The organism is Stenotrophomonas sp. GSD10 (genome assembly GCF_056172695.1).
Map to the genome: position 1 here is coordinate 3,170,215 of NZ_JAOCMC010000002.1, position 26,625 is coordinate 3,196,839.

Sequence of the window (26,625 nt, forward strand, 5' to 3'; positions counted from 1 at the left end):
AGGATGCGCGTCCATGACCGATCCGGCAAGCCGCCGCTGAATGGCTCCCGGTTACCTCATCCGATCAGCCGATCGGCGATGCGCCCCACCTGGGCCAGTACCGCGGCCTGCTGCTCGTAGCTGATCTTTCCGGCGCGCAGATACGCGGTCAGCACCCAGGGCGCACCACCGGCACGCGGCCACAGCACGGCGATGTCGTTGCGCGCGTCTTCGCCATTGCTGCCGGTCTTGTCACCCACCCGCCAGCGCTTGCCCAGGCCGGCGCGCAGGCACGCATCGCCGGTTTCGTTGTCGATCAACCAGTCGGCCAGCTGCTGGCGCGAGGATGGCTGCAACACCTGCCCCAGCACCACACGCTGCAGCGAACCGGCCATCGCCGCCGGCGTAGTGGTGTCGCGCGGATCGCCTTCGGCGAAGCGGTTCATTTCCGGCTCAAACCGGTCGCTGCGGCTGACCGTATCGCCGCTGGCACGCAGGAACGCCGTGACCGCCGGCGGGCCGCCGACCACGCCGAACAGCAGATTGGCGGCGGTGTTGTCGCTGGTGATGATCGTGGCCCGGCACAGATCGCGCACGGTCATGTCCTTGCCGACGTGGCGCCGGGTGACCGGTGCGTGCGAGAGCAGGTCGGCCTCGCGCACCGGCACGCGCCGGTCGAGCAGCGCCGGCGCGCGCTCGGCCTGGCTGAGCACGGTGGCCGCCAGCATGCTCTTGAAGGTGCTGCACATCGGGAAACGCTCGTCCTGGCGATGGCCGACGCGGCGGCCGCTGGTGGTATCGAGCAGGGTCACGCCCAGACGGCCGGCGCAGGCCTTTTCCAGCGCGGCGAAATCGCGGGCGGCACCGATGGCGGCATCGGTCGGGGCGGCGGTGGTCGTCGCGCCTGCCGCGCGTGCCAGCAACGGCAGGGCGAGCGAGGAAGCAACGGCGGCACCACTGAACTGCAGGAATCGTCGACGGGCGAGCATAGGGGTTCTCCTGGGGACCGACCGATTATTGGCGCCACCCTCCGGGGACGACCAGCGCAAAAAATCAGCGCCAGACATCAGCTGAATTCATGCCTATCGCATTCAACCTCTTACTTTTCCGGAATTTCCGGTTGTCGCGTTACGATCAGCCATCACTCCAGCTCACGACTGCGCCATGCTGCACCCTACCCTGCCGCTGAACGCCCTGCGCGCCTTCGAGGCCGCCGCGCGCCACCAGAATTTCACCCGCGCCGCGCTGGAGCTGTGCGTCAGCCAGGCGGCACTGAGCCATCAGATCCGTGGCCTGGAGGATCGTCTCGGCATCCGCCTGTTTCATCGCCTGCCGCGCGGTGTCGCCCTCACCGATGAAGGCGCCGCGCTGTATCCGGTGCTCAACGAATCGTTCGAGCGCATCTCGGCCAGCATCGCGCGCTACACCGGCGGGCCGGCGCGTGAGGTGCTGACCCTGGGCGTGGTCGGCACCTTCGCCACCGGCTGGCTGTTGCCACGGCTGGCCGCGTTCGAGGCCGCGCACCCGGACATCGAACTGCGCCTGCAGACCCACAACAACCGCATCGACCTGGCCGGCGAAGGGCTGGATCTGGCCATCCGCTTCGGTGATGGCGACTGGCAGGGCCAGGCCTGCACCGCGATCCTCGATGCGCCGTTCGCGCCACTGTGCGCACCGGCACTGGCGCGACGACTGAAACAGCCGCGCGACCTGGGCTCGGTGCCACTGCTGCGCTCCTATCGCAGCGACGAATGGCCGCGCTGGTTGCAGGCGGCGGGTGTCAGCGGCGTGGAAGCGCGCGGGCCGGTGTTCGATTCGTCGTTGACGGTGGCGATGGCCGCTGCCGGCGGTGCCGGCGTGGCGTTGCTGCCGTTGCGCATGTTCGAGCAGGAACTGGCCGAGGGCCGTCTGCTGCAGCCGTTCAGCACCACGCTGGAGCTGGGCCGCTACTGGCTGACCCGGCTGCGCTCGCGCGCCGAGCGCGAGCCGGCCAGGCGCTTCCGCGAATGGTTGCAGGCGCAGGGCGCGTAGGTAGTGCCGGCCGCTGGCCGGCAACCCCTTGCCGGCCAGCGGCCGGCACTACCGGTCAGGATTCCAGCAGTTCCATCCACGCCGCTTCGGCTTTTTCCAGCTGCGCGGTAGCAGCTTCGCGGTCACGGCCAAGCACGGCCATGCGGGTGGCATCGGCGTAGTTGGCCGGGTCGGCCAGCTGTCGGTCCAGTTCGGCCAGGGCGCCTTCCAGCTCGGCCACCTTGGCTTCGGCGGCGGCCAGCTTGTGCGGGTTCACCGGCTTCTTCTGCACCACTTGCGCCACCGGCGCGGTCTTGACCACCACCGGCTCTTCCACCTGTTCCATGCGCGCCTTGGTGCCCTGCGCCTGCGGACGGGTGCGCAGCCATGCGGCGTATGCATCCAGGTCACCGTCGAACGGCTCGACCACGCCATCGGCCACGCGCCAGTAGGTATCGCAGACCAGGCCGATCAGGTGGCGGTCATGCGAGACCATCACGATCGCGCCTTCAAAGGTGGCCAGTGCTTCGGCCAACGCTTCGCGCATTTCCAGGTCAAGGTGGTTGGTCGGTTCGTCCAGCAGCAGCACGTTCGGCTGCTGCCAGGCGATCAGCGCCAGCGCCAGGCGTGCGCGCTCGCCACCGGAGAAGCCATCGACCGGTTCGAACGCGCGGTCACCGGGGAAATTCCACTTGCCGAGGAAATCGCGGAACGACTGGTTCGGCGCGTCCGGGGCGATCTCGCGGAAGTGCTCCATCGGCGACTGGCCCTCGTGCAGCGACTCCACCGTGTGCTGGGCGAAGTAGCCGATCTTCAGGTCCGGGTGCGCCATGCGCTCGCCGACAATCGGTGCCAGTTCGCCCACCAGGGTCTTCACCAGGGTGGTCTTACCCGCACCGTTCGGGCCGAGCAGGCCAATGCGCTGGCCCGCTTCCAGGCCGAAGCCGACGTTGTGCAGGATCACCGCGTCCTTGCCGTAGCCGGCCTCGACGTGGTTCAGGCGGATCAGCGAGAACGGCAGCTTGGCCGGCGGCGCGAACTCGATGCGGAACTCGCGCTCGGCGCGCACCGCTTCGGTGCCGGCCAGCTTGGCCAGGCGCTTCATGCGGCTCTGCGCCTGCGCGGCCTTGCTGGCCTGCGCCTTGAAGCGGTCGATGAAACTCTGCAGATGGGCGCGCTCGGCCTGTTCCTTCTCGTGCGCGATCTGCTGCTGGCGCAGCTGTTCGGCGCGCTGGCGCTCGAAATCGGTGTAGCCACCCGGGTACAGCTTGGCGCCACCACCGTGCAGGTGCAGGGTGTGGGTGGCGACGTTGTCGAGGAACTCGCGGTCATGCGAGATCAGCAGCAGCGTACCCGGATACTTCAGCAGCCACTGTTCCAGCCAGTACACCGCATCCAGATCCAGGTGGTTGGTCGGTTCGTCCAGCAGCAGCAGGTCGCTGGGCATCATCAGCGCGCGGGCCAGGTTCAGGCGCACGCGCCAACCGCCGGAGAACGAGGACACCGCGCGGTGGTGGGTCTCGGCCGGGAAACCGAGGCCGTGCAGCAGCTTGCCGGCGCGCGCTTCGGCGTCGTAGGCGTTCAGCTCGGCCATCTTCGTGTGGGCTTCGGCCACCGCTTCCCAATCTTCACGGGCGGTGGCGTCGGCCTCGGCGGCCAGCACCGCGGCCACTTCGATGTCACCGCCCAGCACGAAGCTCAGCGCCGGGTCGGGCAGCGACGGGGTTTCCTGGGCCACGCTGGCGATACGGACCTTGCCGGGCAGATCGACATCGCCCTTGTCCGCCTCCAGCTCGCCCTTCACCGCCGCGAACAGGCTGGACTTGCCAGCACCGTTGCGGCCGACCACACCCACCCGGTAACCGGCGTGCAGGGTCAGGTCGACATTGGACAACAGCAGCCGCTCGCCGCGGCGCAAGGCGAAATTACGAAGGGAGATCATCGGGGGTGGGGTCCATATAACCGGATGGAATGTGCTGGTGAGCACTGTTCCTGCGACGCAATTCTAGCGTTAACGAATACTTGACGCGCCCCGGGATGCGCGGCGGCCGGCGTTCCTCTCTCCCACGTCCTCGCCGCGCGCGTCCCGGGCCCCTCCCCGGTCAGTGCCGGTCACGGCTAAATGGTTGCTGCTGCAACGTTTTTTCCGATGACCGGCATTTGACAGGCACTGAATATCCCGTTAATTCCTGCTTTGCGCACCGCAACAACCGCCGTCCGCCTCACCCCCGTGATGTCGATTCCGGTGCCACCCCCGCCAACCGGAGCCCCATCCCGATGACCCGCAAGACCAGCCTGATCGCCGCCGCCGTCGCTGTCGCACTCGGTGGCTCCCCGTTCGTTGCCGCCGCCCAGCAGGCCGGCACCGCCGCCAATACCCTGGACACGGTGATCGTCACCGGCACCCGCGTGGCCGACCGCACGGTCGCCGAATCGCAGTCGCCGATCGACATCATCACCCCCGAAGCCCTGCAGTCCACCGGCACCAGCGAGCTGGCCACCGCGCTGTCGCGCGCCCTGCCCTCGCTGAACTTCCCGCGCCCGGCCCTGACCGACGGCACCAGCGGCGTGCGCCCGGCGCAGCTGCGCGGCCTGTCGCCGGACCAGGTGCTGGTGCTGGTCAACGGCAAGCGCCGCCACACCTCGGCGATGATCAACGTCAACGGCAGCATCGGCCGTGGCTCGTCGGCGGTGGACATCAACGCGATCCCGATCGCCGCCATCGAGCGCGTGGAAGTGCTGCGCGACGGTGCCTCGGCGCAGTACGGCTCGGATGCCATCGCCGGCGTCATCAACATCGTGCTCAAGGGCAGCGGCAGCGGTGGCAGCCTGGCGGTGGACTACGGCCAGTACTCGGCCGGTGACGGCAACAAGTACCAGCTCTCCGGCGATACCGGCGTCGAGTTCGGCAACGGTCGCGGCCGCGTGCACGTGGCCGGCCAGATCAGCCAGCAGGACGAGAGCAACCGCGCCGGCCCGTACCGCGGCACCACGCCGAACACCGGCAATTTCCCCAGCATCGGCCAGACCACCTTCATCGTTGGCGATCCGCGCGTGGATGCCACGGCGGCGTCGGCCAATGCCAGCTTCGATTTCAGCGACCACGTGACCGGCTATGCCAGCGCGCTGCTGAGCAACCGCGACATCACCTCGTTCGCGTTCTACCGCTCGCGCAACCACAACGGCCAGAGCGCACTGCTGGCGCAGACCTACCCGGACGGCTTCGTGCCGGAGATCAACCAGTACTCCAAGGACCGCTCGCTGGTGGCCGGGGTCAAGGGCAACACCGACAACGGCTGGACCTGGGACCTGAGCCTGAACCACGGCGAGAACACCCTGGACTTCCACACCCGCAACAGCATCAACTACAGCCTGGGCGCGACCAGCCCGCGTTCGTTCTACGACGGCACGCTGAAGTACCAGCAGGACATCTTCAACGCCGACCTCACCAAGTCGCTGGACTGGGGCCTGGCCTATCCGGTCACGCTGTCCTTCGGTGGTGAGTACCGCAAGGAAAAGTGGGACCAGAACCCGGGCGAGCTGAACTCGTACACCGGCAGTGGCGCGCAGGGGTTCGGGGGCTTCACCCCGACCAATGAAGTGCATGCCGACCGCCACAACTACGCGGTCTATGCGGGCCTGGAAGCGGACCTGACCGAGAAGTTCTCGGCCGGCATCACCGGCCGCTACGAGGACTACTCGGACTTCGGCGACCGCTTCTCGGGCAAGCTGTCGGCGCGCTATGCGTTCACCGACAAGGTCGCACTGCGCGCGACCGCCTCCAGCGGCTTCCGCGCGCCGTCGCTGGCGCAGCAGGGCTACCAGGCGGTCACCAGCCAGTTCACCAACGGCGTGTTCGTCGAGCGTGGCACCTTCCCCACCACCAGCCAGGCCGCGCAGGCACTGGGCGCTTCGCCGCTGAAGGCCGAGACCTCCACGTCCTACAGCGTTGGCCTGGTGCTGCAGCCGGTGGACCGCCTGTACATCACCGTCGACGCTTACCAGATCGACATCGATGACCGCATCGCGCTGTCGTCCAGCATCACCACCAACGCTGCCACCAGCGCGCTGTTGGGCACCCTGGGCCTGCCACAGGTGACGGCGTTCTCGTACTTCACCAACGGCCTGGATACGCGTACCCGGGGCGTCGACTTCGTCTCCAGCTACACGGTGCCGTTCAGCGCCAGCAGCCTGGAACTGACCGCCGCCTACAGCTACAACGACACCGAAGTGCGCCGCGTCGGCGGCACCCCGGCGGTGTTCGGCACGCTGGGCCTGAACCAGTCGCTGATCGGCCGCGATGAAATCGGCCGCATCGAGGACAGCTACCCGCGCGACAAGGCGATCCTGAGCGGCACCTGGCGTTCGGATCACTGGGAACTGGGCCTGGCCGCAACCCGCTACGGCAAGTTCACCGTGCGCAACTCGGCCACCGCGCTGCGCGACCAGACCTACGGCGACGCCTGGGTGGTGGATGCCTCGGCCAGCTACAAGCCGAGCAGCAACTGGACCCTGACCGTGGGCGCCGACAACCTGCTGGACAAGTATCCGGACCGCACCGAAGACCTGCAGAACTCCACCTTCGGCATGCTGCCGTACAGCAACTACTCGCCGTTCGGCTTCAACGGCGCCTATGTGTACGGGCGGATCAAGTACACCTGGTAAGCGGTAACGATAGCGCCGGGCCCTGCCCGGCGCCGCTCTGGTAGTGCCGGTCGCTGGCCGGCATTCCCTCGCCGCGTCTGGAGGAGAGCCCCTTCCTGTTGAAGGGGCGCGCCGAAGGCGGGGGTAGAGGAGAAATGCGTGGGCAAACCCGCCGGCCACGGCACGTGACCGGCGGGTTTGCCGTATCTGGCCTCATCGGTGAAAATCGGGGCATCCCCCGATTTCCTGCGAGTGCCGATGCACCATGACACCGACCTGATCAACATCGTGGCCGTTGGCCTGGGGCTCGCCTTCATCTTCGGCGCGCTGGCCAACAAGCTGCGCTTGTCTCCTCTGGTCGGGTATCTGGTTGCTGGCATCTGCGTCGGCCCGTTCACCCCCGGCTTCGTCGCCGACCAGGCGCTGGCCAACCAGCTGGCCGAGCTGGGCGTGATGCTGCTGATGTTCGGCGTCGGCCTGCACTTCTCGCTGAAGGACCTGATGGCGGTCAAGGCCATCGCCATTCCCGGTGCCATTGGCCAGATCGCCGTGGCCACCCTGCTCGGCTGGGGCGTGGCCTCACTGATGGGCTGGCCGGCCCTGCATGGCGTGATCTTCGGTTTCTCGCTGGCCACCGCCAGTACCGTGGTGCTGCTGCGGGCGATGGAAGAACGGCGCCTGCTGGAAACCATGCGCGGCAAGATCGCCGTCGGCTGGCTGATCGTGGAAGACCTGGCCTGCGTACTGGCACTGGTGATGATGCCGGTGCTGGCCGGTGTGTTCGGCCCCGATGCGGCCAAGGAATCGCATTCGCTGGGCAGCGTGCTGGCCGACATCGGCTGGACCTTCGTGCAGCTGGGCCTGTTCGTGGCGGTGATGCTGGTGGTCGGCCGCCGGGTCATCCCGTGGATCCTGGAGCGCATCGCCGGTACCGGTTCGCGCGAACTGTTCACCCTGTCGGTGCTGGCGATCGCGCTGGGGGTGGCGTTCGGTTCGGCGATGCTGTTCGGTGTGTCTTTCGCACTGGGCGCGTTCTTCGCCGGCATGCTGCTCAACGAATCGGAGCTGAGCCACAAGGCCGCGCACGATTCGCTGCCGTTGCGTGATGCGTTCGCGGTGCTGTTCTTCGTCTCGGTCGGCATGCTGTTCGACCCCAACATCCTCGTCCAGCATCCCTGGCAGGTGCTGGCCACGGTACTGATCATCATGTTCGGCAAGTCGGCCGCCGCGTTCTTCATCGTGCGCGCGTTCGGCCACCCGACCAGCACCGCGCTGACCATCTCGGCCAGCCTGGCGCAGATCGGCGAGTTCGCCTTCATCATCGCCGGCCTTGGCGTGGCGCTGCAGATCCTGCCGAAGGAAGGGCAATCGCTGGTGCTCGCTGGCGCGCTGGTCTCGATCATGCTCAACCCGCTGGTGTTCGGCCTGCTCGACCGTTGGCAGGCCAAGCAGGAGCAGTCGCCCCAGACCGCCGAGCCCGAAGAGGCGACCGGCCCCTCGCGCGACCTGCATGACCATGCCATCGTGATCGGTTACGGCCGCGTCGGCAGCGAGCTGGCGCAGGTGCTGCGTGATCGCGGCGTGCCGGTGCTGGTGATCGATGACAACAAGGAACACGTCGAGCAGGCGCACGCCAGGGGTCTGGCTGCGATCCGCGGCAGTGCTGCCGCCGACCGGGTGCTGGCCGAGGCCCACCCGGAGCGCGCCAAGATCGCAGTGCTGGCCATTCCGCAGCCGCTGGAGGCCGGTGAGGCGCTGGCCAAGCTGCGCGCGATCAATCCGGACCTGACCCTGCTGGCGCGCGCGCACAGCGATGCCGAAGTGAAGCATCTGCTGGAGCACGGCGCCGATGGCACGGTGATGGCCGAGCGCGAACTGGCCTATTCGCTGGCGGAGATGATCATGTCCACGCCGCCGTACCGGAATCTGGGGCAGCACAGCATCCCGGTGGTGTGAGGGGTGCGGCAGGGCTGCGCCCTGCACCCTGCCGAAACAACGGCAACGGCAACGGCAACGGCAAAAGCAAAAGCTGGCATTCCGTGGGATGGCGCGGCGGGTCCGGTAGCGGGAGACGCCGTAAACCCGTCCCTGGGGGCTTGGCCGCGGCATCCATGCCGCGGACACTCCCGCAACCGGACCCACCCCGCCTTCGACAGATTCCTGCGATCTGCAGTAGATCCACGCCATGCGTGGATGCTGTTTGATGAACTGTCGGAATGTTCGATTCGGTCGCCGCATCCATGCGGCTCACGCCCCCGCAACCGGAGCCACCCCGCCTTCGACAATTTCCCGCGATCTGCAGTAGATCCACGCCATGCGTGGATGCTGTTTGAAGAACTGTCGGAATGTTCGATTCCGATGGTGATCCATCCACGCATGGCGTGGATCTACCAGGATTGATGCCGACCGTCGGCACATGGGGTCAGATCCGTTCTCCACAGGAGAACGGATCTGACCCCGAAACAAAAATCCCCGGTCGACCCGCATCGACCGGGGATCTGGATCGCCACGTTGCCACGCCTTGGAGAGGCAGTTCCACCGTAGCGCATCGCGTGGCCGGTGGTGATCGCCTGTAGCGATATGCACCAAGCGCGCGGCTATCAGGCGCGGGCCAGCGCCTGCTCCAGGTCCGCGCGCAGGTCGCCGATGTGCTCGATGCCGATCGACAGCCGCACGGTGTCCTCGCTGACGCCGGCCTTGGCCAGCTCGGCCGCGTCCAGCTGGCGGTGGGTGGTGGACGCCGGGTGGGTGGCCAGCGATTTGGCATCGCCCAGGTTCACCAGCCGGGTGAACAGCTTCAGCGCATCCAGGAAGCGTGCGCCGGCCTCGCGCCCACCCGGCAGGCCGAAGGTCAGCACGCCCGAGCCGTGGCCACCGAGGTAGCGCTGCGCGGCGGCATGCTCGGGGTCATCGGCCAACCCGGCGTAACGCACCCATGCCACCTTGGCGTGCGCCTTCAGGAATTGCGCCACCGCCAGCGCATTGGCATTGATCCGCTCCATGCGCAGTGCCAGCGTCTCGATGCCCTGCAGGATCAGGAACGCGTTGAACGGCGACAGCGCCGCACCGGTATTGCGCAGCGGCACCACCCGCGCGCGACCGATGTAGGCCGCCGGCCCCAGCGCTTCGGTGTAGACCACGCCGTGGTAGCTGGGGTCGGGCTGGTTGAGGCGGGCGAAGCGCTGGGGCTGCGCCGCCCAGTCGAAACGCCCCGAATCGATGATCGCACCGCCGAGGCTGTTGCCGTGCCCACCCAGGTACTTGGTCAACGAATGCACCACGATGTCGGCGCCGTGCTCGAACGGGCGCAGCAGGAACGGCGTGGCCACGGTGTTGTCGACGATCAGCGGCACGCCCGCAGCATGCGCGACCTCGGCGATCGCGGCGATGTCGGTGACGTTGCCGCGCGGATTGCCGATCGATTCGACAAACACCGCCTTGGTGCGCGCGTCGATCAGCGCGGCGAACGCGGACGGATCGGACGGATCAGCGAAGCGCGCCTGGATGCCGTACTGCGGCAGCGTGTGCGCCAGCAGGTTGAGGCTGCCCCCATACAACGCACTGGAGGCGACGATGTTGTCACCGGCTTCGGCGATGGTCTGGATGGCGTAGGTGATCGCCGCCTGCCCCGAGGCCAGCGCCAACGCGCCGATGCCACCTTCCAGCGCGGCCAGGCGCTGCTCCAGCACGTCGGTGGTGGGGTTCATGATGCGCGTGTAGATGTTGCCCGGCACCTTCAGGTCGAACAGGTCGGCGCCATGCTGGGTGTCGTCGAACGCGTACGCCACCGTCTGGTAGATCGGCACCGCCACCGCGCGGGTGGTCGGGTCGGGACGGTAGCCGCCGTGCACGGCCAGGGTTTCCAGTTGCCACTGCGGGTCGCTCATTGCACCGGGCTCCATCCGGGGAAACCGCCACCATAGGCCAGCCGCAGCCTGGCACTGAGAGCCACTGGCGATGACGTGCATACCGCCGGTTATCAGGTTGGCCACGATTCAGGCAGCCGTCATGGGCCGTTGCTAGGCTGCGCCGCCGGGCGCTCCTGCCCGGGCACGGAAGCCCTACTCATGCAGCCATCGCCTTGGACCACCCCCACCCACAATTCGCCAACCTCGGTGCTGCTTGTCGAGGACGACCGTCGCCTGGCTGAGCTGGTCAGCGACTACCTGGGCGAACATGGCTTTGCGGTGCAGCACGTGGCCCGTGGCGACCACGCCAGCGCGGCCTGCCGCCAGCAGGCGCCGGAGCTGGTGGTGCTGGACCTGATGCTGCCCGGCCTGGGTGGCATCGACGTGTGCAGGCAGATCCGCAGCTTCTCCGATGTGCCGATCCTGATGCTGACCGCCTGCGAGGACGATATCGAGCAGGTGCTGGGCCTGGAATCGGGCGCCGATGACTACGTGCACAAGCCGATCGAGCCGCGCCTGCTGCTGGCCCGCCTGCGCGCCCTGCTGCGCCGCCGCCACGGCAGCAGCAACACCGGCACGCCGTGCCGGCTGATGCATGGGCAACTGCTGATCGACCGCATGCAACGCGAAGTACAGCTGCATGGCCAACCGGTCGAGCTGGGCACCACCGAATTCGAGATCCTGTGGCTGCTGGCCAGCCAGCCCGGGCAGATCCTGTCGCGCGACCAGATCCTGCAGGCGGTGCGCGGCATCGGCTTCGATGGCCTGGACCGCAGCGTCGACGTCTGCATCGGCAAGCTGCGCCGCAAGCTCGGTGACGACGCACGCGAACCACGTCGGATCAAGACCGTGTGGGGCCGTGGCTACCAGTTCAATCCTTCGGCCTGGTCGGCGTGAAGCGGCTGTTCCTGCGCCTGTGGCTGCTGGTCGGCGCCAGCTTCCTGATCACCCTGCTGCTGATCAACCTGATCTTCGACCGCATCTATCTGCCCACCCAGCAGCGGATCTTTTCAGAACAGGTGCGCGGCCAGCTCTACGCGCTCCGCCAGGGCCTGCAGGGCAAGGATGAAGCCGCACAACAGCAGCAGTTGGCACAGTGGCAACCGCACTACGGTATCGCGCTGACGTTGTTGTCGGCACCGCCACCGATCTCTGCGGAAGAACAGCAACAGCTGCAACGCAACGGGATGATCGCCCGGCAGAAATTCGAGATCGTCTGGGCACCGTTGGAACCTGCACAGCCCGACGGCCGCTGGCTGCAGCTGCATCTGCCCGGTGAACCGCCCACCTCGCTGTACCTGACGCTGGTCGCATATTCGCTGATGCTGGCGCTGTTCGGACTGTGCCTGTATGCGTGGTCGCGCGTGCTCTGGCGCGATCTGGACGCCTTACGCGTGCATGCCGACCGCATCGGCGCCGGCGACCTGCAGGCGCGCGCACAGGTGTCGCCGCGCTCGCAGATCCGGGTCATCGTCGAGCACTCCAACCGCATGGCAGCGCGCGTAGCCGAACTGGTGCAGCGCCAGCGCGACCTGACCCATGCGATCTCGCACGAACTGCGCACGCCGATCGCACGCGTGGCCTTCGGCCTGGACCTGATGCAGGACAGCGATGACCGCGAACGCCGTGAACGACTGGCGCAGGGCCTGCACGGCGACCTGGCAGAGCTCAACCGGCTGGTCAGTGAACTGCTGGCCTACGAGCGGCTGGAACACCCCAGCGAAGGTGAGCCACTGCAGCGCATCGAAGCCAACGACTGGCTGCAGGCCTGCCTGGCCGACGCACGCCGCGATGCCGAACGGGCCGATCTGGTGCTGCGTGTGCAACCCAGTACCCTGCCGCGGGTGGATGCCGAGCCACGCCTGCTGCAGCTGGCGTTGAGCAACCTGGTCGGCAACGCGTTGCGCCATGCACGTTCGCAGATCGAGGTTTCGCTGGTCGGCGTCGATGGTCGCGCCTGCCTGCGCGTGGACGACGACGGCCCCGGCATCGCCGAGGCCGATCGCGAGAAGGTGGTACGGCCCTTCACCCGCCTCGATGACAGCCGCAGCCGCGATACCGGCGGCTTCGGCCTGGGCCTGGCCATCGTCAGCCGCATCGCGCTGCGACATCACGGTGAGCTGCGCATCGGCCGCGCCTCGCTGGGTGGCGCACGCCTGGAAATGCACTGGCCGCTGGCTGCCAGCTGAACGCCCCAGGGCGCGATTACAGTTGCTTACAACTCCCGCACAACTGCGGACGGATCGGTCGCCGGCGTATCGCCACGCTGGCGACCCTGCAGCACACGCCGGATGCGCGTGCTGCTTTCCTCCCATTGCCGAGAGTTTCCATGTCCCAGCGTCACCGTTCTCCCACCCTGCTCTGCCTGGCCCTGTTGCCGCTGTTTGTCACCCCGATTGCCCACGCCAAGGATGACCACTGGACCTTCGAAGTCGCCGCCGGCGGTGGCGTGACACCACGCTACAGCGGCAGCAAGGAGTACCGCGCGGCGCCGTCGCTGTCCTTCGATGTCACCTCGCCGGGTGGATGGTTTCTGGGCACCAGTGGCATCGGCTGGGGCACCGCCATCGGCGAACACACCCGCGTGCGCGCGTATGTCGGCGCCAGTGGCATCCGCAAGGACAAGGACTCGCTGCTTGGCGGTTCGGACTTCCTGCGCGGCATGGGCGATATCGATACCCGTCCCTTGGTCGGTATCTCGGCTGGTTATACGCTGGGCGAAGCCGTGCTGAGCGGTTCCTGGCAGTTCACCCGCAAGGATGAGGACAAGGCCGAGAACGGCCTAGCCACCCAGCAGGTGCACCTGAACCTGACGATGCCGCTGTTCGACCTCGCCGGTGGCGTGGTCAGCGGCAGCGTCTCCACCGACTACGGCAACCGCGGGTATGTGCAGACCTGGTACGGGGTCAGCCCGGAACAGGCGGCGCGCACCGGCTTTGCCGAACATAAACCGAAGGCCGGCCTGGTCAGCGCCGGTGTCGGCCTGAAGTGGAGCCACCGCGTGGGGCGCAACGGCAACTGGTACATCGCGGCCGAGGGCACGCGCCTGCTCGGTGACGCCGCCGACAGCCCGATCGTGCAGAAGCCGAACCAGTTCGGATTGATGAGCGGCTACACGCACCGCTTCTGAGGGGACGCCGGGCATGGCCCGGTGTACTTCGCAGGAAACGGGGCGCTGCGGTCAGGCAGCGCCCCACGTGACTCAGGCCTTGGCGAATACCAGGTGGCCACCGTCGTTGCCGACTTCGATCACGTCGCCGTTGACGAAGGCGCCGGACAGGATCTTCTGCGCCAGCGGGTTCTCCAGCTGCGCCTGGATCGCCCGCTTCAACGGGCGCGCGCCATACACCGGATCGAAGCCGACGTTGCCAAGCAGGTCGAACGCTGCATCGGACACCGCCAGCTTCAGCCCGCGCTCGGCCAGGCGCTTCTCCAGACCACGCATCTGGATGCGGGCGATCTGCTTGATCTGCTGCTTGTCCAGCGGATGGAACACCACGATGTCGTCCAGGCGGTTGATGAACTCCGGACGGAAGTGCGCCTGCACCACGCCCATCACCGCCGCCTTCATCTGCGTGTAGGCCTCCGGGCTGTCATCGGCACTCATGTCCTGGATCTGGTGCGAGCCCAGGTTCGAGGTCATCACGATGACGGTGTTGCGGAAGTCCACGGTGCGGCCCTGGCCATCGGTCAGGCGGCCATCGTCCAGCACCTGCAGCAGGATGTTGAACACATCCGGATGCGCCTTCTCCACCTCGTCGAGCAGGATCAGCGAATACGGACGGCGGCGTACCGCCTCGGTCAGGTAGCCACCTTCCTCGTAGCCGACGTAGCCCGGAGGTGCGCCGATCAGGCGGGCGACGCTGTGCTTCTCCATGAACTCGCTCATGTCGATGCGGATCATCGCGTCGGCACTGTCGAACAGGAATTCGGCCAGCGACTTGCACAGCTCGGTCTTGCCGACGCCGGTCGGGCCGAGGAACAGGAACGAGCCGGCCGGGCGATTCGGGTCGGACAGGCCGGCACGCGAGCGGCGCACTGCATCGGAGACGACCTTGATCGCTTCCTCCTGGCCGACCACACGGTTGTGCAGCACCTCTTCCATGCGCAGCAGCTTGTCACGCTCGCCTTCGAGCATCTTGTTGACCGGAATGCCGGTCCAGCGCGACACGACCTCGGCGATCTCTTCGTCGGTCACCCGGTCCTGCACCAGCTTGAAGTCCTTGTGCTCGGCTTCCTGGGCGGCGGCCAGCTGCTTTTCCAGCTGCGGCAGCAGGCCGTACTGGATCTCGCTCATGCGCGCGAAATCCTGACGGCGCTGCGCGGCTTCCAGTTCCAGCTTGGCCTGCTCGACCTGTTCCTTGATCTTGGTGGCACCTTGCAGCGCGGCCTTCTCTGACTTCCAGATTTCATTGAGATCGGAGAACTCGCGCTCCAGCGCTTCGATCTCGTTCTCCAGGTCGGCCAGACGCTGGCGCGAGGCTTCGTCCTTCTCCTTCTTCAGCATCTCGCGCTGGATCTTCAGCTGGATCACACGTCGTTCCAGGCGATCCAGTTCTTCCGGCTTGGAGTCGATTTCCATGCGCAGGCGCGAGGCCGCCTCGTCCATCAGGTCGATGGCCTTGTCCGGAAGCTGGCGGTCGGTGATGTAGCGGTTGGACAGCGTCGCAGCAGCCACGATGGCCGGATCGGTGATCTCCACGCCGTGGTGCACCGCATACTTTTCCTTCAGGCCGCGCAGGATCGCGATGGTGTCCTCCACCGACGGCTCGCCGACGAACACCTTCTGGAAGCGGCGCTCCAGCGCGGCATCCTTCTCGATGTACTTGCGGTACTCGTCCAGCGTGGTGGCACCCACGCAATGCAGTTCGCCGCGTGCCAGCGCCGGCTTCAGCATGTTGCCGGCGTCCATCGCGCCGTCGGCCTTGCCGGCACCGACCATGGTGTGCAGCTCGTCGATGAACAGGATGATCTGCCCTTCGCTCTTGGCGAGGTCGTTGAGCACACCCTTCAGGCGCTCCTCGAACTCACCACGGAACTTGGCACCGGCGATCAACGCGCCCATGTCCAATGACAGCACGCGCTTGCCGCGCAGGCCTTCAGGCACTTCGTCGTTGATGATGCGCTGGGCCAGCCCTTCGACGATCGCCGTCTTGCCCACGCCAGGCTCGCCGATCAGCACCGGGTTGTTCTTGGTCCGACGCTGCAGCACCTGGATGGTGCGACGGATCTCCTCATCGCGGCCGATCACCGGATCAAGCTTGCCGCTCTCGGCGCGCGCGGTCAGGTCGATGGTGTACTTCTCCAGCGCCTGCCGCTGCTCTTCGGCATTCTCCGACTGCACGTTCTCGCCGCCGCGCAGCTTGTCGATCGCAGCCTGCAGGCGGGTCCTGTCGGCGCCGGCGGCGCGCAGCGCCATGCCCAGCGTACCGCCATCGTCCAGCGCCGCCAGCACGAACCACTCGCTGGCAATGAAGGCATCGCCGTGCTGCTGGGCCAGCTTGTCGGTCTGGTTCAGCAGGCGGCCGAGGTCGTTGCCCATCGAGACGTTGCCTGCCTGGCCCGAGACCTTGGGCAGTGCGTCCAACGCTTCGGTCAGGCGCTCGCGCAGCACCGGCACGTTCACGCCGGCCTGGGCCAGCAACGGGCGCGTGCTGCCGCCCTGCTGGTCCAACAGCGCGCTGAACAGGTGAACCGGTTCGATGATGCTGTTGTCGCGGCCCACGGCCAGCGACTGTGCGTCTGCCAGCGCCTGCTGGAAACGCGAGGTGAGCTTGTCCATCCGCATTGCGAAACCTCATCGGTCATCAGGGCCGGCCCGCGCCGGCGATGCTGGAAAGATGCGGTTGCCCCACCCCGTTTCAAGGGTGACTGCGACTGCACCCCGAGGCCAGTCAGCCTGCGGCCAGCATGCCGCAACGGGTGTGGTCGGCGCGTTGATCCCGATCAGATCGGCCGGGCGGTGGGGCTCAACGGCTGATCGCGCTGCGGATCGCCCGCAGCTGCTGCTTGACCACACGGGCCTGCGCCGGGTCCATGCGCAGCAGGGCCTTCTGGCCGATCGAACGCGACTGCAGGGTGGCATCGACGAAGCGATAGCGGCCGCGCTCATCGCGCTGGACCGCCGGCGCCTGGGCCAGGTCCGGGGTGTCCAGCAGATGGTCGATCACTGCAACAAGACGATCGTTGAAATAGCCCTCGGGCCGGCCGAGCTCGACGAAGGCCTGCTGGATCAGCGGATAGAAGCGCTTGTACGCCGTGGCCGTCGCCGCCGGGTCGAGCGCAGTGAAGGCCTGCACGTAGGGCGCATAGCGCGCCGCGTTGCTGGCGGCGATGCGTTCCCCGCCCTCGCCGGGCTCGACCTGCAGGTTGCCCGGCAGCGGCCGCCCGGCCAGCGCGGTCGGCGCCACGCTGGGCTTGTCCAGGTTGTCGATCTGGGTGACCAGGCGCTGGATCAGGTGGTCGCGCAGCAGCAGGGTCAGCGGGCCCTCGCCCTGGAACAGCTGGCTCAGTGCGCCCCAGGCAGCGGCATCGCTGTCAGCCAGCTTCGGCAGCGCCGGGTCGGCGGCGGCCTCGGTATCCAGCGGATGCCGGATCGGCGGTGGTGCTGGCGTGGTCTCTGTGGCCGCCGTCGGTTGCGACGGTGCGCTGGTAGAGGCAGGCGTCGATTGCACCGGCACCGGGACACCGTCTGCCAGGCTTTTCAGCTGATCGCGGAACAGCCAGCCACCCGCGCCACCGATCACCACCACACCCAGCACCCAGGGCCAGATCGCCTTTCCATTCTGCATGATGCAGTCCCTCGTTTTTCACCTGCATGGACAGGGTGTGACCCTGCCGATGGCAGCCGGTTCCCCGCGTGTTCCGCTGGCGTTCGGGTTCAGCCCGCGCACTCACGCCTGCTTTGCACCGGCTGCGCGAGGCTGTGGATCTCATCGTGTGGAGACGCTGCCATGCAGTACGCGCTGTACTACTGGACCGGCATCCAGGGCCGTGGCGAGTTCGTGCGCCTGGCATTGGAAGACGCAGGCGCCAACTACGTGGACATGGCGCGGGTCCACGGCGATGCGGTCATGCAGCCGTTCCTGGACGGTGGCGGCGAAGGCGCACAACCGTTCGCGCCGCCGTTCCTCAAGGCGGGACGACAGGTGATCGCGCAGGTCGCGGCCATCCTCGATTTCCTCGGCCCGACGCTGGATCTGGTACCGCAGGCAGCCTCGCGGCGGATGCAGGCGTTGCAGTTGCAGCTGACCATCGCCGACCTAGTGGCCGAAGTGCACGACACCCATCACCCGATCGCCGCCTCGAAGTACTACGAGGATCAGAAGAGCGAGGCGCTGGCGCGGGCCGCATCGCTGCGCAGCGAACGGCTTCCGAAGTATCTGGGCTATTTCGAGCAGGTGCTGGCCGCCAATGGCGGCCGCCATGCACTGCGCGAGCATTCCTACGTGGATCTGTCGCTGTTCCAGCTGCTGAGCGGGCTGGACTACATGTTCCCGCGCCGCATGCAGGTGTTGGCACCCACCCTGCCCCTGCTGCGTGCCGTGCAGGAGCGGGTGGCGAAACGACCGAACATCGCCGCCTACCTGGGCTCGGAACGGCGGCTGCCGTTCAACACCCACGGCATTTTCCGCCACTACCCGGAGCTGGATGCCGAACGCTGATACCGCCGCCTGCAACGCACCCGAAGCGGAAGGAGCGGTAGTGCCGGCCGCTGGCCGGCAACCGCACGATGCGTCCGAGGTCCGTGAGCATGCCGGCCAGCGGCCGGCACTACCGTGGGGTCAGCTGTTCTCACCCAGCGGCTGCACCGGCTGCTTCTGCAACGACAGCAGCCCCAGCAGCATCGCCAGCGCCACATAGGCGCCGGCAAACTGCCAGCTGATGATGCGCGCCAGCCCTTCCAGGTCCCACGGCAGGTAGATGCCGCCGCGCGGGTCCACCGAATGGATCAGACCGAACAGAGTCAGCAGCGCCGCCACCAGCAGGAAGCCGCAGGCCCGGCGCAGGCGGCCGTCCACCATCGCCGCCACCGCCGAGATCCACAGCATCGAGGTGATGATGAAGCCGTTGCCCAGGGTGAAGATCACCGCCAGTTCCGGCAGGCCATGCCCATCGAGCTTGGTCAGCAGCTGCGGCAACTGGTCCGGTGCGATCCAGCCCGGCGCCTTGATCGCCAGCAGGTAGGCCACCGACGGCAGGAAACCAAACACCATCGCACCGGCGTGCTGGCGCGGCGTGGCCTGGAAGGCCTGCGTGGTGATATCGATGGCCACGTACACGATGATCGGCGCCAGCACGGCCAATGGCAGCCACTGCACCAGCCCGGAAATGATGCCCAGCATGCCGCCGATGCCGACGAACAGGCCGGTCAGCAGCGTGTATCCGCTGCGCGCGCCCATGTGCTTGTACGCCGGCTGGCCGATGTACGGCGTGGTCTGCGCCACGCCGCCACAGACGCCTGCCACCAGCGTCGCCACCGCTTCCACCAGCAGGATGTCGCGGGTGCGGTAGTCATCACCCGCCGCGCGTGCGCTTTCAGACACGTTGATGCCGCCGACCACCATCAGCAGCCCGAACGGCAGCAACAGCGGCAGGTAGGTCATCGCGGTGGGCAGGCCGTCGAGGAAACCCAGCGTCGGCAGCGGCAGCACCACCTGCGGCGGCACCCAGGCCGGCACATGGAAGCCCGGTGCCCCCAGCCCGGCCAGGCCGAGGCCGTAATACAGCACGGTGCCGAACACGAAGGCCAGCAGCACGCCCGGGCCACGCACCGGCAGCCGGCCCTTGGCGATCAGCACGTACAGCAGCAGGCCCAGCGTGGTGAAGCCGACCAGCGGCGAACGCAGGGTTTCCAGCAGCGGCAGCAGGCCCATCAGCACCAGCGCGATGCCCGCGATCGATCCCAGCAGCGCGGCACGCGGCAGCGCGCGGGTGACCGCTTCGCCGAAGAACGACAGCACCAGCTTGAGCAGGCCCATGATGACCAGCGCGGCCATGCCCAGCTGCCAGGTGGCGATGCCGGCCGCGTGCGGGTCCATGCCCTGCTGTTTGAAGGCGATGAAGGCCGGGCCGAGCACCAGCAGGGCCATGCCGATGCTGGTCGGCGCGTCCAGGCCCAGCGGCATGGCGGTGACGTCGTCGCGGCCGGTGCGTGCGGCCAGGCGCCGCGCCATCAGGGTGTACAGCAGGTTGCCGACCAGCACGCCGAAGGCGGTACCGGGGAACATGCGGCCGAATACCACGTCCGCGGGGAACTGGAAGATACCGACCAGGGCCATGGCGATGAAGCCAAGGATGGAGAGGTTGTCGACGACCAGGCCGAAGAAGCCATTGAAGTCGCCGGCGACGAACCAGCGACGCGGTGCGGCGGAAGCGGGAGCGGACATGGAAGGGGCGATGGGGGTGGGGACCGCCGATGGTAGGCCCAGCGGGGCCCGGGCGCCAATTCCGCGGTGGAATGATGGGTTCCAGCCAACGGCGGGGCCCCTCGTGGCTGGGCGCGGGTGGAGTCGACTGTTGGTCGACTGGCATTGCGTGTTGGGCCGGTCGGGCAGGCAGCGCAGGGGACGCTGCAAGTACGTCCATGTAAGCTCGGTCGCCGCATCCATGCGGCTCACGCCCCTGCGCAGCCTGCCCGCCCGGCCTCTGACGGTTTCCTGCGGGCGCCAGCCGCGGAAGAGAATCAAAAGATCAAAAGCAAAGGCAGGCTCTCGTTGTAGCGCCGAGTCCATGCTCGGCTACTGTACGCGAGGCCTCTGAGCCGAGCATGGCTCGGCTCTACAGAAGATCATTCCGATCATTCTTTCGTTCATCCACGCATGGCGTGGATCTACCGTGTCGACCAAGGTCGACACCCACCAGGCACCCGCCATGCCATTCCGACAGATCGCAGGAATCTGTCGAAGGCGGGGTGGATCCGGTTGCGGGGGTGTCCGCGGCATGGATGCCGCGGCCAAGCCCCAAGGACGGGTTTACGGCGTCCCCGCAGCCGGACCCACCCCGCCATCCCACGGAATGCCCGCTGTTGCTGTTGCTTCGGCTGTTGCTTCGGCTGTTGCTTTGGCTGTTACTTTGGCCTCTGCGGGTGCAGGGCGCAGCCCTGCATCGACTACCCCCTACTTCTTCAGGAAGTTGTCCACCAGCAGATGCTTCACGTCGTCGAAGCGGCCGTTCAACACCGCCTTGGCGGCATACAGCGCGGTACCGGCCACCTGCTTGGCCTCGATCTGCGGTGGCATCACCAGCTCGGCGCGGCTGGTGTGCACATCCAGCAATGCCGGGCCGCGCTGTGCCAGGAAATCCTGCACCGCGTCCTCCAGATCCTCGCTGCGGGTCACGGTGCGGCCGTGGAAACCGATCACCTCGGCCAGGCGACCGAAATCCGGGTTCTTCAGATCGGTGTAGTTGTCCAGCAGGCCTTCCACCTTCTGTTCCAGCTCGACGAAGTTCAGCGAGCCGTTGTTGAACACCACCACCTTGATCGGCAGGTTCTCCTGCACCGCAGTCAGCAGGTCGCCCAGCAGCATTGCCAGGCCGCCATCGCCGGACAGCGAGATCACCTGCCGGCCCGGGAACGCCTTCTGCAGACCCAGCGCCTGCGGCATCGCGTTGGCCATCGTGCCATGCAGCAGGCTGGTCAGCGTGCGGCGGCGGCCGTTGACGCGGATATGCCGCAGCACCCACACCATCGGCGAGCCGCCGTCGGCGGTGAACAGCGCATCGTCTGCGGCGTACTTCGACAGCAGCGCAGTCAGGTGCTGCGGGTGGATCAGCTCGCCTTCGCCCGGCTGTTCTTCCTGCTCGCGCTTCTTCAGCGCCTTGTCGCGGCGCTCGATGCATTCGTCCAGGAACGTGCTGTCCTCGCGCGGCGGCAACATCGGCAGCAGCGCGTCCAGCGTCGGTGCGATATCGCCGACCACGCCCAGGGTCACCGGATGCCGGCGGCCGAGGTGGCTGCCATCGCGGTCGACCTGGATGATCGTCGCCTTGTCCGGGTAGAACTGGCCCCACGCGAAATCGGCGCCGAGCAGCAGCAGCGTGTCGCACGCCATCAATGTGTGGAAGCCGGATTCGATGCCGAAGATGCCGGTCATGCCCATGTTGTACGGGTTGTCCGGCTCGACGAAATCCTTGGCGCGCGAGGTGTGCGCGATCGGGGCCTGCAGGCGCCGGGCCAGCTCCAGCAGCTGCGCGTGCGCGCCCTGGCAACCTGCACCTGCATAGACGCCGATGCGCTTACCCTGCCCCAGCAGCTCGGCGATGCGCTGCAGCTCGGCGTCGGCCGGGCGCAACACCGGCTGGGTGTAATGCACCGAGAACGGCACATCGTGTTTCACCTCGGCTTGGCTGATGTCGGCCGGCAGGATCACCACCGCGACGCCACGGCGACTGATCGCCGCCTGGCAGGCCAACGTGACCACGCGGCGCGCCTGTTCGGCGCTGTGCACCTGCTCGCAGAACACCGAACAACTGGCATACACCGCCTTGAAGTCCACCTCCTGCGGGAATTCCATGCCCAGTTCGCTGGTCACCACCTGGCTGGCGATCAGCACCATCGGCGCGCGGTTGCGGTTGCTCTCGAACACGCCATTGATGAAATGCAGGCTGCCGGGCCCGCAGGAACCGGCGCAGGCAGTCAGTTCTTCGCTGACCAGCGAATCGGCGCCGGCAGCAAACGCAGCCACTTCTTCGTGGCGCACGTGCACCCACGCGATCTCGCTGCCATGCATCGCATCGGTCACATGGTTGAGCGTATCGCCCACGATGCCGTAGCAACGGCGGACACCGGCCTGCTGCAGGGCGTCCACCACGATTTCGGCCACGCGCTTGCTCATCGGATACATCCTCGAACGGGGGAACGTCCGAGGCTAGACCCGGTGAAGTGATGCCTCCGTGGGCAAGTTGCGCATCGCCTCGATGTGCAAACTGCGGGTAGACGTCTCGTCAATCATTGACGTTGATCCAGCCCTCCACCACGCCCTGCTTCGGGTTGCGGTAGCGCAGCTTCATCCAACCGTCCTGTTCATCCAGCATTTCCACGCGATCGCCCTCCACCAGGTAACGCTTGGTGCTGGATGCACCGGGGCGGTCGAACAGGAACACGCGCGCCGCCAGCACGGAGGCCTGCTGACCACGCAGCGGTCCCTCGGATGGCGCGCCCAGGCCATCGGCAATCGCGCTGTCCAGCACGCGTCCGTCGTCAGCATAGGTCCGCCAGACGGCCAACGGCCCCTGATCGTCGGTCTGCACCCAATGCAGGGCCGCGTTCAGCGTATCGCCCAACATCAGAAGGCGCTCGCTGCGGTGCAGATAGAGCTTCGCACCCGCGAACCGGTACTGGTCGGCGTACCACATCGGGCCGCTGCGACAGCTGCTGGTCAGGGTGCGGGTCTTTGCGTCGACGCTCAGCCCCATCAGGTCACCGCAGCTGTCGTTGCCGTGCGTTTCGGCCTGCAGCGCGCGATACGAGGCACTGGCCGGATCGAACCGGTACACCGCCACCGCTTCGTTGACCATGCCCACCGATGCGCGTGCGACCAGTTCCGGGTAACCATCGAAATCGACGTCTTCAAGGGACCACCGCGAATTGCCGTCGGCATCCGCTGCGCCCGCCAGCGTCTGGCGCTTGCCCGACGGCGACAGCTGCACGGCGATGCTGCCATCCTGCTGGGAATCGGCGTGCGCCTGCACGTGCGCGGCCACCTGGAACCGTAGCGTTTCGCCGTCGCCGCCACGGGCCTGCGCCAACGGTGCCAGCAGTCCTGCCAGCACCACGCCCAACACGCATTCCCTGTGTTTCATCATCGCTCCCTGCAGCGCCACGGCGGCACCTTCAACTCAGAACGATACCTCGACCGGCTGCCGCGACCACAGCACCGACTGATGCTGGGTCTGCTGCTTCCACGCCAGACGGATCGCTTCGATATCGGCGCGACGCTGCGGGGTGTCCTCGTGCAGCACCACCAGCACCTTGGTGCGCAGGCGATTGGGCGAGGCATCGCCACGGAACAGCCACTGGCCATAGGCATCGAACACGGTCAGGCCATCCGGGAAGCGGGGAGTCACCTGCTTGTCCAGGAACGCGCGCCACTGCGCCTCGCTGATGGTGTCGGCCTGCGGACGGTTGCCCGCGCCCTGCTCCTCGCCCACGCCGAAGTACAGCTCGCTGCGCACCCAGCCGTGGCCGGCCGACGGGCGCGCGGCATCGCCCTTCATTTCGGCGGTGGTGGCCGTGGCATAGGCGCTGGGCGCCTGCGAAGAGAGGCTGGCGCAGCCGCTGGTGGCCAGCAGCACGGCGAAGACGAGGCCAAGGTGTTTCATCGATACAGCTCCGGGGAAGGGGGACAGGGCGAGCCGGCAGCGTACAGCGCCGCCGGCCCGGCGTGCTGATGCCTGCAGGGCATCAGCTCATGCCGGACCGGCAGGGGCTTGCATCGGCACCAGTCATCACGCGAAGATAATATATCGCTTCATCCGGATGGATGTAAGTGAAACTATCTCCCCCTTCCCCGTCGTCGTTGTTGCTGGAGCCCCCATGTCCGTCCGCCTGCCCGCGTCGCCGCTCGGCCTCGCCATCGCCCTCGCACTTTCCTCCGCTGCTGCCCCGGCCCTGGCCCAGGACGCCACCAACCTGGACACGGTGATCGTCACCGGCACCCGCGCCGCCGACCGCACCGTGCTTGAATCCACCTCGCCGGTGGACGTGCTCACCGCCGAGGACATCCGCAAGGCCGGCGTGGTCAACGGGGAACTGGGCAGCGCGCTGCAGGCGCTGCTGCCGTCGTTCAACTTCCCGCGCCAGTCCAACTCCGGCGGCGCCGACCACGTGCGCGCCGCGCAGCTGCGTGGCCTGTCGCCGGACCAGGTGCTGGTACTGGTGAACGGCAAGCGCCGCCACCACACCGCGCTGGTCAACACCGACAGCAAGATCGGCAAGGGCACCACGCCGGTCGATTTCAATTCGATCCCGGTCAGCGCAATCAAGCGCATCGAAGTGCTGCGCGACGGCGCCGGCGCGCTGTACGGCTCCGATGCAGTGGCCGGTGTGATCAACGTGATCCTCGACAATGGCGGCGACGGTGGCGAAATCGAGGCCAGTTACGGTGCCAACCACACCGACCTCAAGCCGATCGGGCGCACCCTCACCGACGGCCAGACCGGCAACATCAGCGCCAAGGTCGGCACCTCGCTGGGCGAAGACGGTGGCTTCCTGCGCGTCGGCCTGGAGTACAAGCACCGCAACGGCACCAACCGCGCCGGCTTCGACCAGATTCCGCCGTGGGACCAGACCCCGGACAACCTGGCGCTGCAGGGCAAGCGCAATTACGTGCTGGGCGATGGCAAGAGCAAGGACATCAATCTGTGGCTGAACACCGAGATCCCGGTCGGCCAGACCTCCACCTTCTATGCCTTCGGCACCTTCAACCAACGGGACACCGAAGGCGCGAACTATTTCCGCTACCCCGATGGCGATGCGAACTGGAAGCAGGTCTATCCGAACGGCTACCGGCCGATCTCCGAAGGCGAGAACCGCGATGTGCAGGCCGTGGCCGGCGTGCGTGGCCAGTGGGGTGAATGGAGCTACGACGGCAGCGTCGATTACGGCCAGAACGACTTCACCTACCGCCTGCGCGATTCGCTCAATGCCTCGCTGGGCCCGACCAGCCCGACCCGCTTCAAGACCGCCGATTACGAGTACGCGCAGACCGTGGGCAACCTCGACCTGAGCCGCGTGTTCACCCAGAGCGACAGCATCAGCCACACGCTCGGCCTGGGCGTGGAAGCGCGCCACGAGCGTTACCAGACCCGCCCGGGTGACCCGGCCAGCTACGCCGCCGGCCCGTACACCGATCGCCCGACCGGCTCGCAGGCCGGCGGCGGCCTGACCCCGCAGGATGCGGCGCGCCTGTCGCGCGATGTCGCCAGTGCCTATGCCAGCCTGTCCAGCCAGTTCGGCGAGAAGTTCTCCACCGATCTGGCTGCACGCTACGAGCACAACGACGATTTCGGCGGCGAGCTGACCGGCAAGCTCGGCCTGCGCTACGAATTCACCCCGGCCTTCGCGCTGCGTGGTGCCATCTCCAACAACTTCCGCGCGCCGTCGCTGGCGCAGATCGGCTACGAATCCACCTCCACCGGTTACAACGCCGGCGGCCAGCTGGTGCAGGGCCGCCTGCTCTCGGTCAACAATCCGATCGCGCGTGGCCTGGGCGCACGTGACCTGAAGCCGGAGAAATCGCTCAACACCTCGCTGGGCTTCACCAGCCGCATCGGCGAGCACTTCGACCTGTCGCTGGACTTCTTCCAGATCGACATCGATGACCGCATCGCATTGTCGGAAAGCATCACCGGCGACGCACTGACCGACTACGTGGCCGCCAACTACGGCGTCAGCGGCCTGCAGAGCGCCAGCTTCTTCGTCAACGCCGCCGACACCCGCACCCGCGGTGCCGAGCTGGTGAGCAACTGGCGCCAGTCGCTGGGCGATGGCCAGCTGCTGCTGACCGGCACCTACGCCTATACCAAGACCACGCTGAAGAACGTGCTGGCCACGCCGGCGCAGCTGCAGGCGCTGAGCCCGGACTACGTGTTGTTCGGCATTGAAGAGACCAACACGCTGACCGACGCCACGCCGCGTACGCGTGGCAGTTTCTCGGCCGCATGGAGCAACGACCGCTGGTCGCTGAGCACGCGGGTGAACCGCTATGGCAGCGTCACCCGCGTGTTCAACTTCGGTGACGGCTACATTCCGCGCCAGACCTACCAGGCCGAATGGCAGCTGGACGCGGAAGTGGAGTACCGCATCACCCCGCGTTGGAGCGTGGCCATCGGCGGGCAGAACCTGACCGACAACTATCCGGATCGATCCAACAGCGATATCCACTACTTCGGCAACCTGCCGTATGACGTGCTGTCGCCGATCGGCAGCAACGGCGCGTACTACTACGGCCGCGTCCGCTATACGTTCTGATTGCTCGGGGTGTGATTGCCTTGGGTGGGTGCGGGCCGTTGGCCCGCACTGCCTGGGCCCGATGCAGGCTGACCCTTCGTGCCGACCAACGGTCGGCACCCACCGAAGCAG

17 protein-coding genes are annotated in these 26,625 nt (G+C 67.2%); 8 read left to right on the forward strand and 9 right to left on the reverse strand.

Going from position 1 to position 26,625, the window contains the following annotated elements; all coding sequences use genetic code 11:
* Positions 1 to 56 precede the first annotated feature (56 nt).
* Positions 57 to 968: a L2 family extended-spectrum class A beta-lactamase gene (gene blaL2 / locus N4G47_RS14940; RefSeq protein ID WP_475288161.1), complete on the reverse strand. Its 912-nt coding sequence runs from the start codon at positions 966 to 968 to the stop codon at positions 57 to 59.
* Positions 969 to 1,143: 175 nt separating this feature from the next.
* On the opposite strand from blaL2, the gene ampR reads away from it, so the two are divergent.
* Entirely contained in the window at positions 1,144 to 2,010 is an 867-nt protein-coding gene (gene ampR / locus N4G47_RS14945; RefSeq protein WP_475288165.1) for a LysR family transcriptional regulator AmpR, read from the forward strand.
* 55 nt (positions 2,011 to 2,065) lie between these two features.
* Here the strand turns inward: ampR and N4G47_RS14950 are convergent, their stop codons facing one another.
* The gene (locus tag N4G47_RS14950; protein WP_475288167.1) at positions 2,066 to 3,931 is read right to left on the reverse strand and encodes an ABC-F family ATP-binding cassette domain-containing protein; all 1,866 of its coding nucleotides are present in this window, start codon (positions 3,929 to 3,931) and stop codon (positions 2,066 to 2,068) included.
* A gap of 335 nt (positions 3,932 to 4,266) precedes the next feature.
* Here N4G47_RS14950 and N4G47_RS14955 point away from each other — a divergent pair, with 335 nt between their 5' ends.
* Both N4G47_RS14955 and ybaL read left to right on the forward strand, forming a co-directional pair.
* A complete protein-coding gene (locus N4G47_RS14955) occupies positions 4,267 to 6,654 on the forward strand; it encodes a TonB-dependent receptor plug domain-containing protein (protein WP_475288170.1) in 2,388 nt (795 codons plus the stop codon).
* A gap of 237 nt (positions 6,655 to 6,891) precedes the next feature.
* Positions 6,892 to 8,589, forward strand: a complete 1,698-nt coding sequence (gene ybaL, locus N4G47_RS14960; RefSeq protein ID WP_475288172.1) for a YbaL family putative K(+) efflux transporter — start codon at positions 6,892 to 6,894, stop codon at positions 8,587 to 8,589.
* A 644-nt stretch (positions 8,590 to 9,233) separates the two neighbouring features.
* Here the strand turns inward: ybaL and N4G47_RS14965 are convergent.
* Positions 9,234 to 10,520 (reverse strand): O-acetylhomoserine aminocarboxypropyltransferase/cysteine synthase family protein, encoded by a 1,287-nt coding sequence (locus tag N4G47_RS14965; protein WP_475288175.1) that lies wholly within the window; start codon positions 10,518 to 10,520, stop codon positions 9,234 to 9,236.
* A gap of 180 nt (positions 10,521 to 10,700) precedes the next feature.
* Between N4G47_RS14965 and N4G47_RS14970 the strand changes: the two genes are divergently transcribed.
* From N4G47_RS14970 to N4G47_RS14980, 3 genes are all read left to right on the forward strand, one after another.
* A complete protein-coding gene (locus N4G47_RS14970; RefSeq protein WP_475288177.1) occupies positions 10,701 to 11,438 on the forward strand; it encodes a winged helix-turn-helix domain-containing protein in 738 nt (245 codons plus the stop codon).
* Positions 11,435 to 12,730, forward strand: coding sequence for an ATP-binding protein (locus N4G47_RS14975; protein WP_475288179.1), 1,296 nt, complete (start codon positions 11,435 to 11,437; stop codon positions 12,728 to 12,730). Before N4G47_RS14970 ends, N4G47_RS14975 begins: the two co-directional genes overlap by 4 nt.
* Positions 12,731 to 12,870: 140 nt before the next feature.
* Positions 12,871 to 13,671, forward strand: coding sequence for a MipA/OmpV family protein (locus N4G47_RS14980; protein WP_475288181.1), 801 nt, complete (start codon positions 12,871 to 12,873; stop codon positions 13,669 to 13,671).
* 72 nt (positions 13,672 to 13,743) lie between these two features.
* Here N4G47_RS14980 and clpB read toward each other — a convergent pair whose 3' ends face one another.
* Both clpB and N4G47_RS14990 read right to left on the reverse strand, forming a co-directional pair.
* Positions 13,744 to 16,329, reverse strand: a complete 2,586-nt coding sequence (clpB, locus tag N4G47_RS14985; protein ID WP_475288183.1) for an ATP-dependent chaperone ClpB — start codon at positions 16,327 to 16,329, stop codon at positions 13,744 to 13,746.
* 181 nt (positions 16,330 to 16,510) lie between these two features.
* Positions 16,511 to 17,332, reverse strand: a complete 822-nt coding sequence (locus tag N4G47_RS14990; RefSeq protein ID WP_475288185.1) for a DUF3014 domain-containing protein — start codon at positions 17,330 to 17,332, stop codon at positions 16,511 to 16,513.
* A 162-nt stretch (positions 17,333 to 17,494) separates the two neighbouring features.
* Between N4G47_RS14990 and N4G47_RS14995 the strand changes: the two genes are divergently transcribed.
* Positions 17,495 to 18,205, forward strand: coding sequence for a glutathione S-transferase (locus N4G47_RS14995; RefSeq protein WP_475288187.1), 711 nt, complete (start codon positions 17,495 to 17,497; stop codon positions 18,203 to 18,205).
* Between the two features lie 120 nt (positions 18,206 to 18,325).
* Here N4G47_RS14995 and N4G47_RS15000 read toward each other — a convergent pair whose 3' ends face one another.
* From N4G47_RS15000 to N4G47_RS15015, 4 genes are all read right to left on the reverse strand, one after another.
* The gene (locus tag N4G47_RS15000) at positions 18,326 to 19,930 is read right to left on the reverse strand and encodes a SulP family inorganic anion transporter (protein ID WP_475288189.1); all 1,605 of its coding nucleotides are present in this window, start codon (positions 19,928 to 19,930) and stop codon (positions 18,326 to 18,328) included.
* 729 nt (positions 19,931 to 20,659) lie between these two features.
* A complete protein-coding gene (locus tag N4G47_RS15005; RefSeq protein WP_475288192.1) occupies positions 20,660 to 22,378 on the reverse strand; it encodes a thiamine pyrophosphate-dependent enzyme in 1,719 nt (572 codons plus the stop codon).
* 109 nt (positions 22,379 to 22,487) lie between these two features.
* A complete protein-coding gene (locus tag N4G47_RS15010) occupies positions 22,488 to 23,345 on the reverse strand; it encodes an XAC2610-related protein (RefSeq protein WP_475288196.1) in 858 nt (285 codons plus the stop codon).
* A 36-nt stretch (positions 23,346 to 23,381) separates the two neighbouring features.
* A complete protein-coding gene (locus N4G47_RS15015) occupies positions 23,382 to 23,864 on the reverse strand; it encodes a DUF3574 domain-containing protein (RefSeq protein WP_475288197.1) in 483 nt (160 codons plus the stop codon).
* Positions 23,865 to 24,078: 214 nt separating this feature from the next.
* Here N4G47_RS15015 and N4G47_RS15020 point away from each other — a divergent pair, with 214 nt between their 5' ends.
* Positions 24,079 to 26,514, forward strand: coding sequence for a TonB-dependent receptor plug domain-containing protein (locus N4G47_RS15020; RefSeq protein WP_475288199.1), 2,436 nt, complete (start codon positions 24,079 to 24,081; stop codon positions 26,512 to 26,514).
* The last annotated feature ends 111 nt before the right edge of the window (positions 26,515 to 26,625 follow it).

Coding starts and splice junctions, on each gene's coding strand:
- clpB (WP_475288183.1), bottom strand. CDS start 16,329: ATGCGGATGGACAAGCTCACCTCGCGTTTCCAGCAGGCGCTGGCAGAC.
- N4G47_RS14995 (WP_475288187.1), top strand. CDS start 17,495: ATGCAGTACGCGCTGTACTACTGGACCGGCATCCAGGGCCGTGGCGAG.
- blaL2 (WP_475288161.1), bottom strand. CDS start 968: ATGCTCGCCCGTCGACGATTCCTGCAGTTCAGTGGTGCCGCCGTTGCT.
- N4G47_RS14965 (WP_475288175.1), bottom strand. CDS start 10,520: ATGAGCGACCCGCAGTGGCAACTGGAAACCCTGGCCGTGCACGGCGGC.
- N4G47_RS15005 (WP_475288192.1), bottom strand. CDS start 22,378: ATGAGCAAGCGCGTGGCCGAAATCGTGGTGGACGCCCTGCAGCAGGCC.
- N4G47_RS15015 (WP_475288197.1), bottom strand. CDS start 23,864: ATGAAACACCTTGGCCTCGTCTTCGCCGTGCTGCTGGCCACCAGCGGC.
- N4G47_RS15010 (WP_475288196.1), bottom strand. CDS start 23,345: ATGAAACACAGGGAATGCGTGTTGGGCGTGGTGCTGGCAGGACTGCTG.
- N4G47_RS14970 (WP_475288177.1), top strand. CDS start 10,701: ATGCAGCCATCGCCTTGGACCACCCCCACCCACAATTCGCCAACCTCG.
- N4G47_RS14990 (WP_475288185.1), bottom strand. CDS start 17,332: ATGCAGAATGGAAAGGCGATCTGGCCCTGGGTGCTGGGTGTGGTGGTG.
- N4G47_RS14950 (WP_475288167.1), bottom strand. CDS start 3,931: ATGATCTCCCTTCGTAATTTCGCCTTGCGCCGCGGCGAGCGGCTGCTG.
- N4G47_RS14980 (WP_475288181.1), top strand. CDS start 12,871: ATGTCCCAGCGTCACCGTTCTCCCACCCTGCTCTGCCTGGCCCTGTTG.
- ampR (WP_475288165.1), top strand. CDS start 1,144: ATGCTGCACCCTACCCTGCCGCTGAACGCCCTGCGCGCCTTCGAGGCC.
- N4G47_RS15020 (WP_475288199.1), top strand. CDS start 24,079: ATGTCCGTCCGCCTGCCCGCGTCGCCGCTCGGCCTCGCCATCGCCCTC.
- ybaL (WP_475288172.1), top strand. CDS start 6,892: ATGCACCATGACACCGACCTGATCAACATCGTGGCCGTTGGCCTGGGG.
- N4G47_RS14955 (WP_475288170.1), top strand. CDS start 4,267: ATGACCCGCAAGACCAGCCTGATCGCCGCCGCCGTCGCTGTCGCACTC.
- N4G47_RS15000 (WP_475288189.1), bottom strand. CDS start 19,930: ATGTCCGCTCCCGCTTCCGCCGCACCGCGTCGCTGGTTCGTCGCCGGC.